The following is a 14,737-nucleotide window of genomic DNA, read 5'->3' on the forward strand; positions in this document are numbered from 1 at the left end:
CGGCCGGGCGACCTGCATTCAATACCGAGGTTAGTCATGTCCACCACGCCCGCCACCCCCAAGGTAGGTTTCGTAAGCCTGGGTTGCCCAAAAGCCCTGGTCGATTCCGAGCGCATCCTGACCCAGCTGCGCATGGAAGGCTATGAAGTCGTGCCCACCTACGAGGACGCCGACGTAGTGGTGGTCAACACCTGCGGCTTCATCGACAGCGCCAAGGCCGAGTCGTTGGAAGTGATCGGCGAAGCGATCAAGGAAAACGGCAAGGTCATCGTCACCGGCTGCATGGGTGTCGAGGAAGGCAGCATCCGTGACGTACACCCGAGCGTGCTGTCGGTCACCGGCCCGCAGCAGTACGAGCAGGTGGTCAACGCCGTGCACGAAGTGGTGCCACCACGCCAGGACCACAACCCGCTGATCGACCTGGTGCCACCGCAGGGCGTCAAGCTGACCCCGCGCCATTATGCGTACCTGAAGATCTCCGAAGGGTGCAACCACAGCTGCAGTTTCTGCATCATCCCGTCGATGCGCGGCAAACTGGTCAGCCGCCCGGTCGGCGAAGTGCTGAGCGAGGCCGAGCGCCTGGTCAAGGCCGGGGTCAAGGAGATCCTGGTGATTTCCCAGGACACCAGCGCCTACGGCGTCGACGTCAAGTACAAGACCGACTTCTGGAACGGCCGCCCGGTCAAGACCCGCATGCTCGAGCTGTGCGAAGCCCTGAGCAGCCTGGGTGCCTGGGTACGTCTGCACTACGTGTACCCGTACCCGAACGTCGACGACGTGATCCCGCTGATGGCCGCCGGCAAGATCCTGCCGTACCTGGATATCCCGTTCCAGCACGCCAGCCCGAAAGTGCTCAAGGCCATGAAGCGCCCGGCCTTTGAAGACCGCACCCTGGCACGTATCAAGAACTGGCGCGAGCAGTGCCCGGAGCTGGTGATTCGCTCCACCTTCATCGTCGGCTTCCCGGGCGAGACCGAGGAAGACTTCCAGTACCTGCTGGACTGGCTGACCGAAGCCCAGCTGGACCGCGTGGGCTGCTTCCAGTACTCGCCGGTGGAAGGCGCCCCGGCCAACGACCTGGGCCTTGAAGAAGTGCCGGACGACGTCAAGCAGGACCGCTGGGACCGCTTCATGGCCCACCAGCAGGCCATCAGCGCCGCCCGCCTGCAACTGCGTATCGGCAAGGAAATCGACGTGTTGATCGATGAAGTGGAAGAGCAAGGTTCGGTTGGCCGCAGCTTCTTCGATGCCCCGGAAATCGACGGCAGCGTGTTCATCGATGGCGACCACGGCTTCAAGCCGGGTGACAAGGTACGTTGCCGCGTGGTGGATGCCGACGAATACGACATGTGGGCTGAACCCATCTAACGCAGCAGCAAACTGAAAAGCCCCTGCCCCGCCATTCCCCACAAGGAACTCCCGGGCCAGGGGCTTTTTCGTCAGAACGCGTGAAAAAGCATCAGGCCGCCCTCTGCATCCGGGCTGGCATCCGAGAAGCCTTTGACTGCATAGAGTTGCACTTTCCACTGCTGGTTGAGCTTGTGTGTCAGGAACAGGGTAAGTTCCTTGATCTGCGCCCCCGTCGAAACGACTTTCTGCCGCCAGTCGTAGGAGGCACCCGCCGAAGTACCTTCACCCACGGGCATGGTAAAGCCGAGACTGGCAAATATCGGGTCGTCGAAATCACTGTCGGGCGGGTCGCCGAACTTCTTCCAGCCCAAGGTCGCGAAACCGGTCACCGGTCCGAAGGCCTTGGCGATGTCGACCTGGCCGGTGTAGTCGTATTCACCGGTGCCCAGGCACTGGTCTTCATCGGCAGTGGGGAATTTGACCTTGCCGATCAGGTCCAGCATCAGGCCGCCGTCACTGCCGTCGAGCAGGGCGTAACCGGCGCTGGCAACCGTGTCTCCCAGCCCGCTTTCCACATCCCGGCAGCCACCGGGCAAGGGGTCACCATTCGGGCCCACTTCAGGGTTGGTGATGCGCAGCCAGGGCACAGTGACCTTGTAGGTCATTGGGCCGGTTTCATACTTGCCGACCACGGGGATGTACCAGATTTCCGAGGTTGTACCCGTGCCATAGTCGCCACTTGAATAGTCCATACCTATGGCGGCGCTGAAGGTATCGCCCAGGACCGACGCGCTGGCGCATGACAGCAAGCAGGCGAAAAGAGGGAGCGTGGGTCTCATCTGCACCTCGGTATCCCGGACGGGAAGGGTGATCGCACTTACCCAGCCTAGTTGCCTAATGCCCGGATCGCTCTGGATGCTCCACTTTTTCGGCTTTCTCTACTGTCTCGGGTCTTTCGACCTTTTCGACCTTCTCTACTTTCTCGACCTTCTCTACTTTCTCGACCTTCTCAACTTTTTCTACCTTCTCGACTTTCTCAGGCTTTTCGATCTTCTCGACCTTCTCGACTTTCTCAGGCTTTTCGATCTTCTCGACCTTTTCGGGCTTCTCGGCTTTCTCGATCTTCTCTACTTTTTCTACTTTCTCTACCTTTTCAACCTTCTCTGCTTTTTCAATTTTTTCCACCTTTTCGAGCTCGACCTTCACTACCCGGTCAGAGCTTCCGCTATTGCTGCTCTCGGGTCGCTCCATGGTGTCGACATGTTCCGACTTTCCGGACTTGTCCACGCGTTCAGTACCGTCCCGACCACTGGAATCGTCAACACCGCCGTGCCCGCTGTGGTCATCACTGCTTTCAATGCGATCACTGGTCGCATCTCGTCCGCCGTGCCCGCTATTGCTGGAACCTTCAGCGTCACGGGTGCCGTGCCCGCTGCCACGCCCCGAATGCCCCCTGTCCGAGTTGTCGGCACGGCCGTCATCGAACTCCACGCGGGTTGCCCGCAGCTCGTGCTTGCCATTGAAGACCCCGCTCACCCGCACACGTTGATCGAGCGCCAATGCCGCGGGCTGCTTGCCGACGATCACGGTACCCTGCCCCAGCGTCACCTTGATGCCTGCCACCACCAGTTGTTGAGCGTGGCTGCGCTGTACCAGCCCCTCGATCACCGCCGTCTGCACACGGCCAGCAAAAGGCAGGCTCGGGTCTGGGCGGGTTTGCGCCACTTCCAGCTGGCGTCCGGTCCACTGCCCACGTACCAGCACTTCCCTCGCAGGTGCCACACGGGTTCCCAGCTTCAGCCCCTGGAGGCTGCCGGCACGGTCTACCGCACCGATGGCACTGGCTTCCCTGAGCCCCGGCGCCCGTTCGATACGGCTGGCTACCACTTCGCCCCTGGCATCGCGCAGGCCACTGACCCTGACCGGATCGCCCGGGCGCAACCCTTCAGCCACCCGCGCCCCTGCAGCTAGCCGCACAGGTTGGCCCATGACCCGCAGGGGGGCCGATGCATTGGGCAGTGCCGTCAGCGGCCCTTCGTAAACGTTGAGGATCGAGATGCGCCCTGCTTGCAGGCCGCGTTTGCCGGCAAATGCCTCAACCGCGACAACCTGGCCGATTGCCAGGTGAGCGGTACTGGCAGGCGCACCGTTTTCACTCACCGGTACGTCCTTGCCAAAGTGCACTTCCAGGCCATTGACGCAGATCGAGGCGAACCCGGTAATGGTGCCGACGATGCCCGTGCCACCGGTCCCACCCGGGCGCAGGATCGGTGCGCCGGTACCACCTGCCCCACCGTGATCGATGAGGGTACCGTCCACACCGTCGGCCACCGCACCGGTCCCGCCCGTGCCGCCGGGACGCTGCGGCAGCGGCGCACCGGTGCCACCTACTCCGCCGTTTTCGCTGCGTACACCGGTACCACCGACACCGCCCGTCCTGGCCCCGGCACCACCAATACCGCCGGGAAACTGCAAGCCCGCCGCCCCCGCCATACCCACTTCGTCACGGCTGACACATACCGGTGCTGCGGCCACTTCGGCAGGCGCCACCAGATTCAGCCCGAAACCCAGGACCAGTGTGACCACACTGAGGCAGCGCGCGAGGGAAGTCATGGGTCGGGTGTCTTCGACAAATCGGGGTCGGTAGCTTCAGTGTAGAAATAAAGCCCTACCGTGATGCGCTGACGTTGCTCGGCGCTGGGCACATTGGCATCTTCCAGGCCTGATGCGAGCCGGCTGAAGGCAAGCAGCATCTGCATGCCGTCCTTGTCCACCGCTGCACGCAAATGGTCGACGCTGGCCGGGCTCAAGGCGTCGTAGTGCACACTGCGTTCAAAGAACGGCTGGCCGTCCCCACTCAGGTTGTGCACTGCTGCGCAGGCATGGTCATGCAGGTTGTGGCCAAAGTACGCGGCCTTTTCGTCGAAGCCCTTCTGCGGCACGAATGCCTGGGCTTTCAGGTGGACACAGTCCTGGTCGTCGAGCCGGACGATACCCAGGCGCAACCACTCATCCAGCACCACCCGCCCGCGGATGTCGGTGCTGATCTTCGCCACCAGCGCATCGAAGGAACGATCGCCGCCAACGCTCGCCAGACGCGGCAACGGCAGCGCCTGGCCAGGCTCCGAGCAGAACGGCTTGCCAGTGGTCCACATATTGACCAACTGTGCACCTAACGTAATGTTTGCCGGCAGCGCGGCGAGCGATGTGCCCCCCTCGCTACGCAAACGCCGGACATCCTTGCGATGCACGCCCGTGAGCAGGCTGATGCGGCTGTCGGTCGGCACTGTACCGTCCAGGCGAAACTCGCGATGGGCCACATCGACGAACACTTCCTTGAGCAGGTCGGCGAACATCGTGTAGGTGACCCCTTTGCGCAGCATCAGGCGCACCAGAGGACGCATGACACGCCGCAGTGCGCTTAACATCGAAGGGGGGATGGTAGGCGATTGCATTGAGCGCATTCCTTGACAGATGAACCCAGTATACGACGCGGGAAAAGATCCCACACCAACTGTGACCATATCCCTGACGAGATAAGGGATAGTCGTCGGCGCTCATTGCATTCGCGTTGAGTGGGGCTGCCGTGTATCCGAACCTGGCCTCATACAGGCCCGCCCCGTGGGCGCTGCATGAGACCGTTCAGAGCCAGTCAGCTCCTGCTGTTGTCATCACCCGGTTCGCCACCCAGATGGTCGCCACGATCATCACCAGGTTCACCACCAACGTGATTGCCGTGGTCATCGCCAGGCTCACCGCCAACATGATTGCCATGATCGTCCCCGGGCTCACCGCCAACGTGATTGCCATGATCGTCACCGGGCTCACCGCCAACGTGATTGCCGTGATCGTCCCCAGGCTCACCGCCAACGTGATTGCCATGATCGTCACCCGCTTCAGCGTGGTTGCCGCTGCGCCCAGAGTTCGAGGAGCCGTCATGGCCGCGCCCACTGTTGCCGGCATGGCCATCTCCATCCCCACCAGCGCCGTGGCCGCCGCCCTCACCGCCATGGCCGCCACCACCACCGCCGTGACCACCACCGCCACCGCCATGGCCGCCACCACCACCGCCGTGGCCTCCACCGCCGCCACCGTGACCACCGCCGCCGCCACCATGGCCACCACCACCACCATGGCCACCACCACCACCACCACCACCACCACCTCCGTGACCGCCTCCACCACCACCATCCTTGGCGTAGGCGCTGGAGCCATTGGAAATCGAGTCAGGGACCAGAACGATGGAAGTCGACAGCACGCCAGCAACGGCAGCCGCCAATATCGCTTTTTTGAACAGCACATGGATTTGCATATTTCGTCTCCAGGTCGTCGCCGTGAGAACGCCAAATCAAGCCGGGAATCCTGTGTCAGGTTCTTGCTTTTCATTTTGTGGGAATTTTTCCCACATGAAATTAATAGACCGCCAAACCCCGAGATTCAAGCAGCGCACGGAGAAGCCGACCGGTGGTTGACCTGCTATGTTTGCCTTATCGTCATGGAGGAACACCGGCATGCATTCGGTACTGACGCTGCAAACCCCGCGCTTGAGTGACTACGGCGAACTGGTACAGGTGTGGGAAGAATCGGTACGCGCCACCCACGACTTCTTGCCGGATAGCTATATTGCCTTGCTGCGCGACCATGTGCTGCTTCGCTACCTCGACGCAGTGATGCTGATCTGCTGCAAGGACCGCCAACGCATCTGTGGTTTCGCCGGCGTTGCCAACGGGCGCGTGGACATGCTGTTCGTCGCACCGGACTACCGTGGCAAAGGGGTTGGCAAGCGCCTGCTGCACTATGCGATCGACGAACTGAATGCCGAGCGCCTGGACGTCAATGAACAAAACCCGCAAGCCCTGGGCTTCTACCTGCATGAGGGCTTCGAGGTGATCGGCCGTTCGGAAACCGACGGCCTGGGGCAACCCTACCCGCTGCTGCACATGCGCCTGCGCAAAACGGCGTAAATGACACAGATTCCCAGCCCCTCTGCCGCGCGGGCAGGTACAATGCAGGTCTTTCCCTGCCTTTGCGAATTACCGTCATGTCCGAACCCGTCCGCCTGTCCAAACGCCTTATCGAGCAGCTTGGCTGCTCCCGCCGCGAGGCCGAGTTGTATATCGAAGGCGGCTGGGTCACGGTCGATGGCGTGGTGGTCGAGCAACCGCAGTTCAAGGTCGAGCAGCAGCGCGTCGAACTGCTGCCGGGTGCCCGTGCCGAAACGCTGGAACCAGTAACCCTGCTGCTGAACCAGGCGGCCAACGTGGACAGCGAAACCGCCCGCGCCAGCATGAACATGGGCAACCTCAGCGAAACCCACCGCGAAGGCGTGCGCGCACTGCACGGGCATTTTGCCCGGCAGGCCTGCGTGGCGCCGCTGGAGCGCGGTGCCAGCGGCCTGCAGGTATTCACCCAGGACTGGCGGGTAACCCGCAAGATCGAAGCCGACCTGCGTCGCCTGGAACAGGAATTCATCGTTGAAGTGCGCGGCGAGACCACACCCCAGGCGCTGGAACGCCTGGCACGCGGTGCCACCCGCAATGACCGCGAGCTGCCTAAAGCCAAGGCCAGCTGGCAGAACGAGACCCACCTGCGCATGGCCCTGAAAAACCCGCAGCCCGGGCAGATCGCCGAGCTGTGCGCCTACCTGCGCCTGGAGCTGGTAGGCATGCGCCGCATTCGCCTGGGCGGCGTGTCTATGGGCAAGCTGCCCCTGGGCCAGTGGCGCTACCTGGCCACTACCGAACGTTTCTAAGCAATACGCCGCGCCACAGGTGCGGCACCTGAACAGGATTCTGCAACAATGAACCACAACGACGTCCTGCGCAGCCTGCGCTACATGCTCAAGGTGAATGACGCCAAGATGGCCGAAATCATCGGGCTATCCGGCCTCGACGTGCATCCCCTGGTGCTGGCCACCTACCTGAAGAAGGAAGACGAGGAAGGCTTCGTGCGTTGCCCGGAACGGGTCATGGCGCACTTTCTCGACGGCCTGGTGATCTACCGCCGCGGCAAGGATGACAGCCGCCCGCCGCAGCCGATCGAGCTGCCGGTGACCAACAACCTCATCCTCAAGAAGCTGCGGGTGGCCTTCGAGCTCAAGGAAGACGACCTGCATGCCATCCTCAAGTCGGTCAACTTCCCGGTCAGCAAGCCCGAGCTCAGCGCACTGTTCCGCAAGGCCGGCCATGACAACTACCGCCCGTGCGGCGACCAGTTGCTGCGCAACTTCCTCAAGGGCCTGACCCTGCGCGTGCGCGGCTGATTGGCCATGCAGCATTCGGTTACCCCGGTCGGCATCATCCGCTCCTGTTTCAAGGAGAAGTTCGCCATCCCGCGCCAGCCGCAACTGGCGCCCGCCGCACGCGGTGTGCTCGAGCTGCTGCCGCCGTTCGACCAGGGCGATGCGGTCGAGGGGCTGGAACAGGTCAGCCATGTCTGGCTGCTGTTCCTGTTCCACCAGGCACTGGAAGACAAACCTCGCCTGAAGGTGCGGCCACCGCGCCTGGGTGGCAACAAGAGCATGGGTGTGTTCGCCACCCGCGCCACTCACCGGCCCAATGGCATCGGCCAGTCGGTGGTGCGCCTGGAAGGCGTGGAGCCAGGGCGCCTGCTGCTGTCTGGTATCGACCTGCTCGACGGTACGCCGGTGCTGGACATCAAACCGTATGTGCCGTACGCCGATAGCATCCCTGGCGCCAGCAACCAGATGGCCAGCCAAGCGCCTGCCGCGATCGCCGTGCAGTGGGGCGACAACGCCCTGCCCCAGGCCCGCGAACATGCACTGCGCCTGGGTGAACCGCTAGTGGAGCTGATCGAGCAGTGCCTGGCGCAGGACCCACGGCCGGCCTACCAGGTGCCACCGGCCGAGCGGGTGTATGGGGTGAAGTTTTGGGATGTGCAAGTAAGGTGGCATTACCCGCAGCCGGACGTGATCCGGGTGCTGGAGGTGGTGAAAGATTGAAGATCACAGGCCCGGCCCTATCGCCGGCAAGCCAGCTCCCACAGGGACCTCACAATGCTCACGCCTGTGGTGGCCCTGTGGGAGCTGGCTTGCCGGCGATAGGGCCGGGCCTGAAAGCACAATAATCACCCACAAAAAAGGCGACCCTGAGGTCGCCTTTTTCTTTTCACCATCCCGCGATCAACGAGCCGGGCCTTCAGCCACGCCCAGGTCGTCGGTCGGACGGGTATCGACCAGCGGCGCACCACCGGAGGCCAGCTCCGATGCCAGCTTGTCGTCGTCCATTTCCTTCACCCACTTGGCCACGACCACGGTGGCAACGGCGTTGCCAACCAGGTTGGTCAGCGCGCGGGCTTCGGACATGAAGCGGTCGATGCCGAGGATCAGCGCCAGGCCGGCAACCGGCAGGTGGCCAACGGCCGACAGGGTGGCGGCCAGGACGATGAAGCCCGAACCGGTAACACCGGCAGCACCTTTGGAAGCCACCAACAGCACCAGCAGCAAGGTGATCTGGTGAGTGATGTCCATGGTGGTGTCAGTGGCCTGGGCGATGAACACCGCAGCCATGGTCAGGTAGATCGAGGTGCCATCGAGGTTGAACGAGTAACCGGTCGGGATCACCAGGCCAACCACCGACTTCTTCGCACCCAGGCGCTCCATCTTGGCTAGCATGCGTGGCAGGGCCGACTCCGAGGACGAAGTACCCAGCACGATCAGCAGTTCTTCACGGATGTAGCGGATCAGCTTGAGGACACTGAAGCCGTGGGCGCGGCAGATACCGCCCAGCACCACCAGCACGAACAGCAGGCAGGTGATGTAGAAGCAGGCCATCAGGTAGCCCAGTTGCACCAGCGAGCCAACGCCGTACTGGCCGATGGTGAAGGCCATTGCACCGAAGGCACCGACCGGGGCCAGTTTCATGATCATGTTGATGATGTTGAACATGACATGGGCGAAGCGGTCGATCATGTCCAGCACCGGCTTGCCATAGCTGCCCAGGCGGTGCAGGGCGAAGCCGAACAGCACGGAGAACATCAGCACTTGCAGGATGTCGCCGTTGGCGAAGGCGCCGACCACGGTGTTCGGGATGACGTTGAGCAGGAAGCCGACAGTGGTCTGCTGCGCGCCGGCGGCGGCGTAGGCAGCCACGCTGCTGGCGTTCAAGGTGCTGACATCGATGTGCATGCCAGCGCCCGGCTTGACCACGTTGACAACGACGAGGCCGATGATCAGGGCGACCGTGGAGACGATTTCGAAGTACAGCAGCGCGTAGCCGCCAGTCTTGCCGACCGACTTCATGCTCTGCATGCCGGCGATGCCGCTGACCACGGTGCAGAAGATGATCGGGGCGATGACCATCTTGATCAGTTTGACGAAGCCGTCCCCCAAGGGTTTGAGGGCGACGCCCGTCTCCGGATAGTAGTGGCCGAGCAGGATACCGATGGTGATGGCGACCAACACCTGGACATACAGGGATTTGTACAGCGGCTGACGTGTCGTCATGGCTAATTTTCCTCAAGTGTGCCGGTTCACCCTTCCCAGGGCGATGGGGCACCTGAATCGCTAACCCTCCTGCACCCGGAGGGATTTGTCGTTGTGTTCGAGCTGCCTGGGCAGGCCTCTGCGAGGATCAATAGCAAGGGTGGTGCCAAAATGCCCACGAAGGGTGCAAGTGCCGTATTTGCGAGGGATAAACGCCCAACGACGGGGCGAATTGCCTGAGGAAGGCTGGCGGATTTCCGCCCGGTGGCGGGATTTGTACAGGGGCATTGGCGGGAATCCGCCCATTGTGGTTTGCCTGTTCCGGCGCGGGTAAACCCGCGAAGAGGCCGGCCAAGCCAGCAAATCACTCGAGGTTGAAGGTAATCCTGAACGCAGCGCCCCCCAGAGGAGAATCCCCCAGGCTCAGCTCGGCGTCATAGCTGTCGACGATATCCTTGACCACCGCCAGCCCGATCCCCTGCCCCGGGTGCTGGCTGTCCAGCCGCTCCCCACGCTCCAGAATCCGCTCACGCTGGTCCGCCGGCACCCCCGGCCCGTCGTCCTCGATGCACAAGGTCAACTGCCCAGGCGCCTGCTCCAGGCTCACGCGCACCTGGCGCAAGCTCAGGCGGTAGGCGTTCTCCAGCAGGTTGCCCAGCAGCTCCAGCAACGCGCCCTGCTCCATCGGCACCTGCGCCGCATCGGGCAGTTGCAGGGTCACGTCCACCCGCTTGTCCCGGTACACCTTGGCCAAGGTGCTGCACAGGCTTTCGAGCAACGGCCGCAGCAACACGCTGTGGCGTACCAGGCCGCTCTTGCGCAGGCTGGCGCGTTGCAACTGGTAGTCGATCTGCTGGCTCATGCGCTCGATCTGGCTCTGCAGCACGCGCGCCTGCTCGCGCTCGCCGCTACGCTGCTGCAGGCTTTCGCCCACCCCTTGCAACACCGCCAGCGGCGTCTTCAGGCTGTGCGCCAGGTCATCGAGCGAATCACGGTAGCGCTGACGCTGCTCGCGCTCGCTGCGCAACAGGCGGTTCAGCGAGCCGGTCAGACGCAGCAGCTCCCGTGGGTGTTCGCCGCTCAGGCCATCCCGCACTCCCGACTCCACGTCGTCCAGCTCGCGACTGAGCCGGCGCAACGACCGCAAGCCCCAGGTCAAACCGGCCCACAGCAGCACCAGCAGCGCCAGCAAGGCCGCGCCAAAGCCCAGGTAGAGCTTTTCGCGCAGGCCATCAAGGGTGTGCTGGTACTCGCGCACAGGTTGCAAGGCAACGATGCTATAGGCGGCGCTCTGGCCACCTAGCAGCTTGATCTCGACGTCGTACACAAAGAACTCTTCGCCGTCGGCCTGGTGAATGCGGGCGAATTCGTTGCCGCGGCCGTCGTAGCGTGGGCGGTAGTTGATGTTTTGCGCGGCGGTTGCCCGCGACTGCCAGACCAGCTTGCCGTCGCGGTCGAAGATATAGCCGAGCAAGCCGGTGTACGGCAGGTTGTAGCGCTCGTCCGGCAGCAGCGTCGGCATCTGCAATTGGCCGTGTTCGATACGCGCTGCGGAAATCAGCGTGGTCACATCCGAGGCCAGGCGTTGTTCGATCGACTCCTGCAGGGCCAGGCTGAAGGCCTTCTGCAAGGCCGGCAGCAACGCCAGCATGAACAGCAGCGCCAGCACCGCGGCCGCCAGCATCAGGCGCACCCGCAGCGAACGGATCATCGGCAGCGCTCGGTGAACAGGTAGCCCAGGCCGCGCACAGTGTCGATCGGTTTGAAGCCGTGCTCGCCCTCGAGCTTGCGCCGCAAGCGGCCGACCAGCACTTCGATGACATTGGGGTCGCGTTCCTCGTCACCTGGGTACAGCTGCTCCATCAGGCGGTCCTTGGCCACCACCTGCTGGTGATGGCGCATGAGGTATTCGAGGATGCGGTATTCGTAGGCGGTCAGGGCCAGGGGCTGCTCGTCCAGCGTCGCCTGCTTGCGGTTGAGGTCGAGCACCAGCGGGCCGGCGGCAATGGTCGACTGGGTGAAGCCGCTGGAGCGGCGCAGCAGGGCGTTCAGGCGTGCCTCGAGTTCTTCGAACTGGAACGGCTTGACCAGGTAGTCGTCGGCACCGGCGGCCAGGCCCTCGACCTTGTCCTGCCAGTTGCCGCGGGCGGTGAGGATGAGAATGGGGAAGGTCTTGTCCTGGCTGCGCAGGCGCGTGATCAGTTCCAGCCCGCTGATGCCGGGCAGGCCCAGGTCGATGATGGCCAGGTCGAAGTGGTATTGCCCGGCCTGGTAAAGCGCCTCCTCGGCATCGGCGACCGCCTCGACCACATGGCCGCCTTCGCCCAGGCGGGTGTAGAGGTGATGGCGAAGCAGGGCTTCGTCCTCGACCACCAGCAGTTTCATGTGCAGCTCCTTGATATGTATTGCCTGTACCGGCCTCTTCGCGGGCACGCCCGCTCCCACAGGGATCGCACAGGCTCCAAGGCTCGTGCAGTACCTGTGGGAGCGGGCGTGCCCGCGAAAGGGCCGGTACAGGATAACCCGGCTCGCCCGTCAGAACTTGTAGCTTGCAGCCAGGTAGGTCTGCGCGCTGCTGGTCAGGCGCAGGGTGCCGTCCTTCGGCCCGCCGTGCGCACCCACTTCGGTAGCAGCATTGGTACGCAGGTAACGGTAGCCCAGTTCCACCGAAGCCTTGTCGGTGATGTCCTGGATCACGCCGGCCTGCAGGCCATAGGCGTAACCGTAGTCGGTATCCCGGCTGGCCCCCGGCGAGTCCTGGGTCAGCTTGGTCACGCCCAGGCTGCCGCCGCCGAACAGCTTGGTGGTATCTCCCACCGGCAGGAACAGGTCGTAGCTGCCCAGCAGGTTTTCCTGGCGCAGCTTCAGGCCGCTGTGGTCGCCCGAGACATTGTCGTAAGTCATGTAGTAGCGGCCCTGGTCATTGATCTTGCCCACTCGCACGCCCCAGGTGTCGTCCTTGCCGATGATGCCGTCGGCGTTGAGGTGGTCGGTGTTGCGCTGCAGCAGGCCGGACTTGCGAACCTTGTCGCTGGTCTGGCCGTAGGTCAGGCTGGCGAAGTTGTCGTCAGCGGCCTGTGCGGTGGTAATGCCAGCGGCGCAGACGGCCATGGCGGCAAGCAGGGTGTTGAAGGTTTTCATGGCTGGATACTCCAGTTGAGTGCGCTGTTTCGGTCTGGAAGCTAGAGTAAGCAGGGCACCCTGAACCGCGACTGAACCCTGGCTGAACCCCGGCTGAACGAACCGTTTGAAGAACAAGGAGTAGTGACCATGCGCGCCCTGCTGGCCTTGACCCTGATGTGCAGCGCCGCCCTCGCCCAAGCGGCGGTACAAACCCGCGAGATCCCCTACCAGGACGCCGACGGCAATCGCCTGGTCGGCTACTACGCCTATGACGACGCCATCGAAGGCAAGCGCCCCGGCATTGTCGTGGTGCATGAATGGTGGGGGCTGAACGACTATGCCAAGCGCCGCGCCCGCGACCTGGCAGCACTGGGCTACAACGCCCTGGCCATCGACATGTATGGCGACGGCAAGCAAACCGAGCACCCTGCCGACGCCAAGGCATTCATGACAGCAGCGATGAAAGACCCCAAGGCCGCGGAGCGGCGCTTCGATGCCGGCCTTGAACTACTGAAACTGCAGCCGAACACCAACAAGCACCAGTTGGGGGCGGTCGGTTATTGCTTCGGCGGCAAGGTGGTACTGGATGCCGCACGCCGCGGCGAAAAGCTGGACGGCGTGGTGAGCTTCCATGGCGCACTGGCCACCCAGACCCCGGCCAGGCCTGGGGTGGTACGCGCGGAGATCCTGGTCGAGCACGGCGCGGCAGACAGCATGGTTACTCAGCAGCAGGTGGAGGCATTCAAGGCCGAGATGGATGCAGCCAAGGTCAACTATGAGTTTGTCAGTATCGAAGGGGCCAAGCATGGGTTTACCAACCCGGATGCAGACCGGCTGAGCCATGGCGAGCATGGCGGGCCGGATATCGGCTACAACAAGGCGGCGGATGAAAGATCGTGGGCGGATATGCAGGCGTTCTTCAAGAAGGTGTTCAAGTAAACAACGCGAGGGGCCGCTTTGCGGCCCAATCGCTGGCAAGCCAGTTCCCACAGGGGCCGCGCAAAGCTTGGGCCGTGCCCTGTACCTGTGGGAGCTGGCTTGCCGGCGATTGGGCTGCAAAGCAGCCCCTGCGATCCGATCTCCCACACCGTCGCCTCGGCTGGCACAATACCCCCCCATGAACACACTCCCCGCCTGCTGCGCCCCGCTCCAGCACCACTGGCCCCTGCCCCGCCCCCTACCCGGCGCAGTGCTGGTCAGTTGCTACTTCGACCCCACCCGCCTGGCACCCGACGACTTCCAGCGCGCCGGCGTCGTGCCAGGCGCCAGCCTGCAGCGCTCGGTGGCCAAGCGTCAGGCCGAGTACCTGGCTGGCCGGGTATGTGCCCGCGCCGCGCTGCAGCGCCTGGACGGCCGTGACTACGTGCCCGGCACCCACGAGGACCGCTCACCCATCTGGCCCGCCGGCATCCACGGCTCGATCACCCACGGTAAAGGCTGGGCTGCTGCCGTGGTTGCTGCCGAGGGCAGTTGCCAGGGCCTGGGCCTGGATCAGGAAGCGTTGCTGGATGACCAGCGTGCCGAGCGACTGATGGGCGAAATCCTCACCCCGCCCGAGCTCGAACGCCTCGACCGCCGCCAGCCAGGCCTTGCAGTCACCCTGACCTTCTCGCTGAAGGAAAGCCTGTTCAAGACGCTCTATCCGCTGACCCGCCAGCGCTTCTACTTCGAGCATGCCGAAGTACTGGACTGGTCCGCCGAAGGCCTGGCCCGCCTGCGACTGCTCACCGACCTGTCGCCGCAGTGGCGGCATGGCGCCGAACTGCAGGGCCAGTTCTGCCTGCAGGACGGCCACCTGCTCAGCCTGGTCAGCGTCTGACC

At 63.5% G+C, this 14,737-nt stretch carries 15 protein-coding genes; 7 read left to right on the forward strand and 8 right to left on the reverse strand.

Annotated elements, in window-relative coordinates; genetic code table 11:
* Nucleotides 1–36 precede the first annotated feature (36 nt).
* A complete protein-coding gene (gene rimO, locus GYA95_RS17105; protein WP_013973825.1) occupies nucleotides 37–1,368 on the forward strand; it encodes a 30S ribosomal protein S12 methylthiotransferase RimO in 1,332 nt (443 codons plus the stop codon).
* Between the two features lie 71 nt (nucleotides 1,369–1,439).
* Here the strand turns inward: rimO and GYA95_RS17110 are convergent, their stop codons facing one another.
* The 4 genes from GYA95_RS17110 to GYA95_RS27960 form a co-directional block, all read right to left on the reverse strand.
* On the reverse strand, nucleotides 1,440–2,189 hold the full coding sequence (locus GYA95_RS17110; RefSeq protein WP_043935858.1) for a hypothetical protein: 750 nt from the start codon (nucleotides 2,187–2,189) through the stop codon (nucleotides 1,440–1,442).
* A gap of 55 nt (nucleotides 2,190–2,244) precedes the next feature.
* The gene (locus GYA95_RS17115) at nucleotides 2,245–3,963 is read right to left on the reverse strand and encodes a DUF5666 domain-containing protein (protein ID WP_015271486.1); all 1,719 of its coding nucleotides are present in this window, start codon (nucleotides 3,961–3,963) and stop codon (nucleotides 2,245–2,247) included.
* Nucleotides 3,960–4,805, reverse strand: coding sequence for a DUF6502 family protein (locus tag GYA95_RS17120; protein WP_015271487.1), 846 nt, complete (start codon nucleotides 4,803–4,805; stop codon nucleotides 3,960–3,962). Before GYA95_RS17120 ends, GYA95_RS17115 begins: the two co-directional genes overlap by 4 nt.
* A 197-nt stretch (nucleotides 4,806–5,002) precedes the next feature.
* Nucleotides 5,003–5,662 (reverse strand): hypothetical protein, encoded by a 660-nt coding sequence (locus GYA95_RS27960; protein WP_226989589.1) that lies wholly within the window; start codon nucleotides 5,660–5,662, stop codon nucleotides 5,003–5,005.
* A 199-nt stretch (nucleotides 5,663–5,861) separates the two neighbouring features.
* Between GYA95_RS27960 and GYA95_RS17135 the strand changes: the two genes are divergently transcribed.
* From GYA95_RS17135 to tsaA, 4 genes are all read left to right on the forward strand, one after another.
* A complete protein-coding gene (locus GYA95_RS17135; protein WP_015271489.1) occupies nucleotides 5,862–6,314 on the forward strand; it encodes a GNAT family N-acetyltransferase in 453 nt (150 codons plus the stop codon).
* A 77-nt stretch (nucleotides 6,315–6,391) separates the two neighbouring features.
* Nucleotides 6,392–7,102 (forward strand): rRNA pseudouridine synthase, encoded by a 711-nt coding sequence (locus tag GYA95_RS17140; RefSeq protein ID WP_015271490.1) that lies wholly within the window; start codon nucleotides 6,392–6,394, stop codon nucleotides 7,100–7,102.
* A gap of 48 nt (nucleotides 7,103–7,150) precedes the next feature.
* Nucleotides 7,151–7,612, forward strand: coding sequence for a YehS family protein (locus GYA95_RS17145; protein WP_015271491.1), 462 nt, complete (start codon nucleotides 7,151–7,153; stop codon nucleotides 7,610–7,612).
* A gap of 6 nt (nucleotides 7,613–7,618) precedes the next feature.
* Nucleotides 7,619–8,311 carry a tRNA (N6-threonylcarbamoyladenosine(37)-N6)-methyltransferase TrmO gene (gene tsaA, locus GYA95_RS17150; RefSeq protein WP_054571834.1) on the forward strand — a complete coding sequence of 231 codons (693 nt, stop codon included), beginning with the start codon at nucleotides 7,619–7,621 and terminating at the stop codon, nucleotides 8,309–8,311.
* Nucleotides 8,312–8,491: 180 nt separating this feature from the next.
* On the opposite strand, the gene GYA95_RS17155 is transcribed toward tsaA, so the two are convergent.
* The 4 genes from GYA95_RS17155 to GYA95_RS17170 all read right to left on the reverse strand — a co-directional run bounded on the left by GYA95_RS17155 (nucleotide 8,492) and on the right by GYA95_RS17170 (nucleotide 12,934).
* On the reverse strand, nucleotides 8,492–9,814 hold the full coding sequence (locus tag GYA95_RS17155) for a dicarboxylate/amino acid:cation symporter (protein WP_015271493.1): 1,323 nt from the start codon (nucleotides 9,812–9,814) through the stop codon (nucleotides 8,492–8,494).
* Between the two features lie 343 nt (nucleotides 9,815–10,157).
* Complete coding sequence (locus tag GYA95_RS17160) at nucleotides 10,158–11,504, reverse strand: ATP-binding protein (RefSeq protein ID WP_015271494.1); 1,347 nt, start codon at nucleotides 11,502–11,504, stop codon at nucleotides 10,158–10,160.
* Nucleotides 11,501–12,178, reverse strand: coding sequence for a response regulator (locus tag GYA95_RS17165; RefSeq protein ID WP_004375868.1), 678 nt, complete (start codon nucleotides 12,176–12,178; stop codon nucleotides 11,501–11,503). The genes GYA95_RS17160 and GYA95_RS17165 overlap by 4 nt, the downstream gene beginning before the upstream one ends.
* A gap of 150 nt (nucleotides 12,179–12,328) precedes the next feature.
* Nucleotides 12,329–12,934 carry an outer membrane beta-barrel protein gene (locus tag GYA95_RS17170; RefSeq protein ID WP_013973837.1) on the reverse strand — a complete coding sequence of 202 codons (606 nt, stop codon included), beginning with the start codon at nucleotides 12,932–12,934 and terminating at the stop codon, nucleotides 12,329–12,331.
* A gap of 129 nt (nucleotides 12,935–13,063) precedes the next feature.
* Between GYA95_RS17170 and GYA95_RS17175 the strand changes: the two genes are divergently transcribed.
* Nucleotides 13,064–13,855 (forward strand): dienelactone hydrolase family protein, encoded by a 792-nt coding sequence (locus tag GYA95_RS17175; protein WP_015271495.1) that lies wholly within the window; start codon nucleotides 13,064–13,066, stop codon nucleotides 13,853–13,855.
* Nucleotides 13,856–14,033: 178 nt separating this feature from the next.
* Nucleotides 14,034–14,735 carry a 4'-phosphopantetheinyl transferase family protein gene (locus GYA95_RS17180; protein ID WP_015271496.1) on the forward strand — a complete coding sequence of 234 codons (702 nt, stop codon included), beginning with the start codon at nucleotides 14,034–14,036 and terminating at the stop codon, nucleotides 14,733–14,735.
* Nucleotides 14,736–14,737 lie beyond the last annotated feature (2 nt).

Origin of the sequence: Pseudomonas asiatica, assembly GCF_009932335.1 — a bacterium.
Classification (GTDB): Bacteria; Pseudomonadota; Gammaproteobacteria; order Pseudomonadales; family Pseudomonadaceae; genus Aquipseudomonas; species Aquipseudomonas asiatica.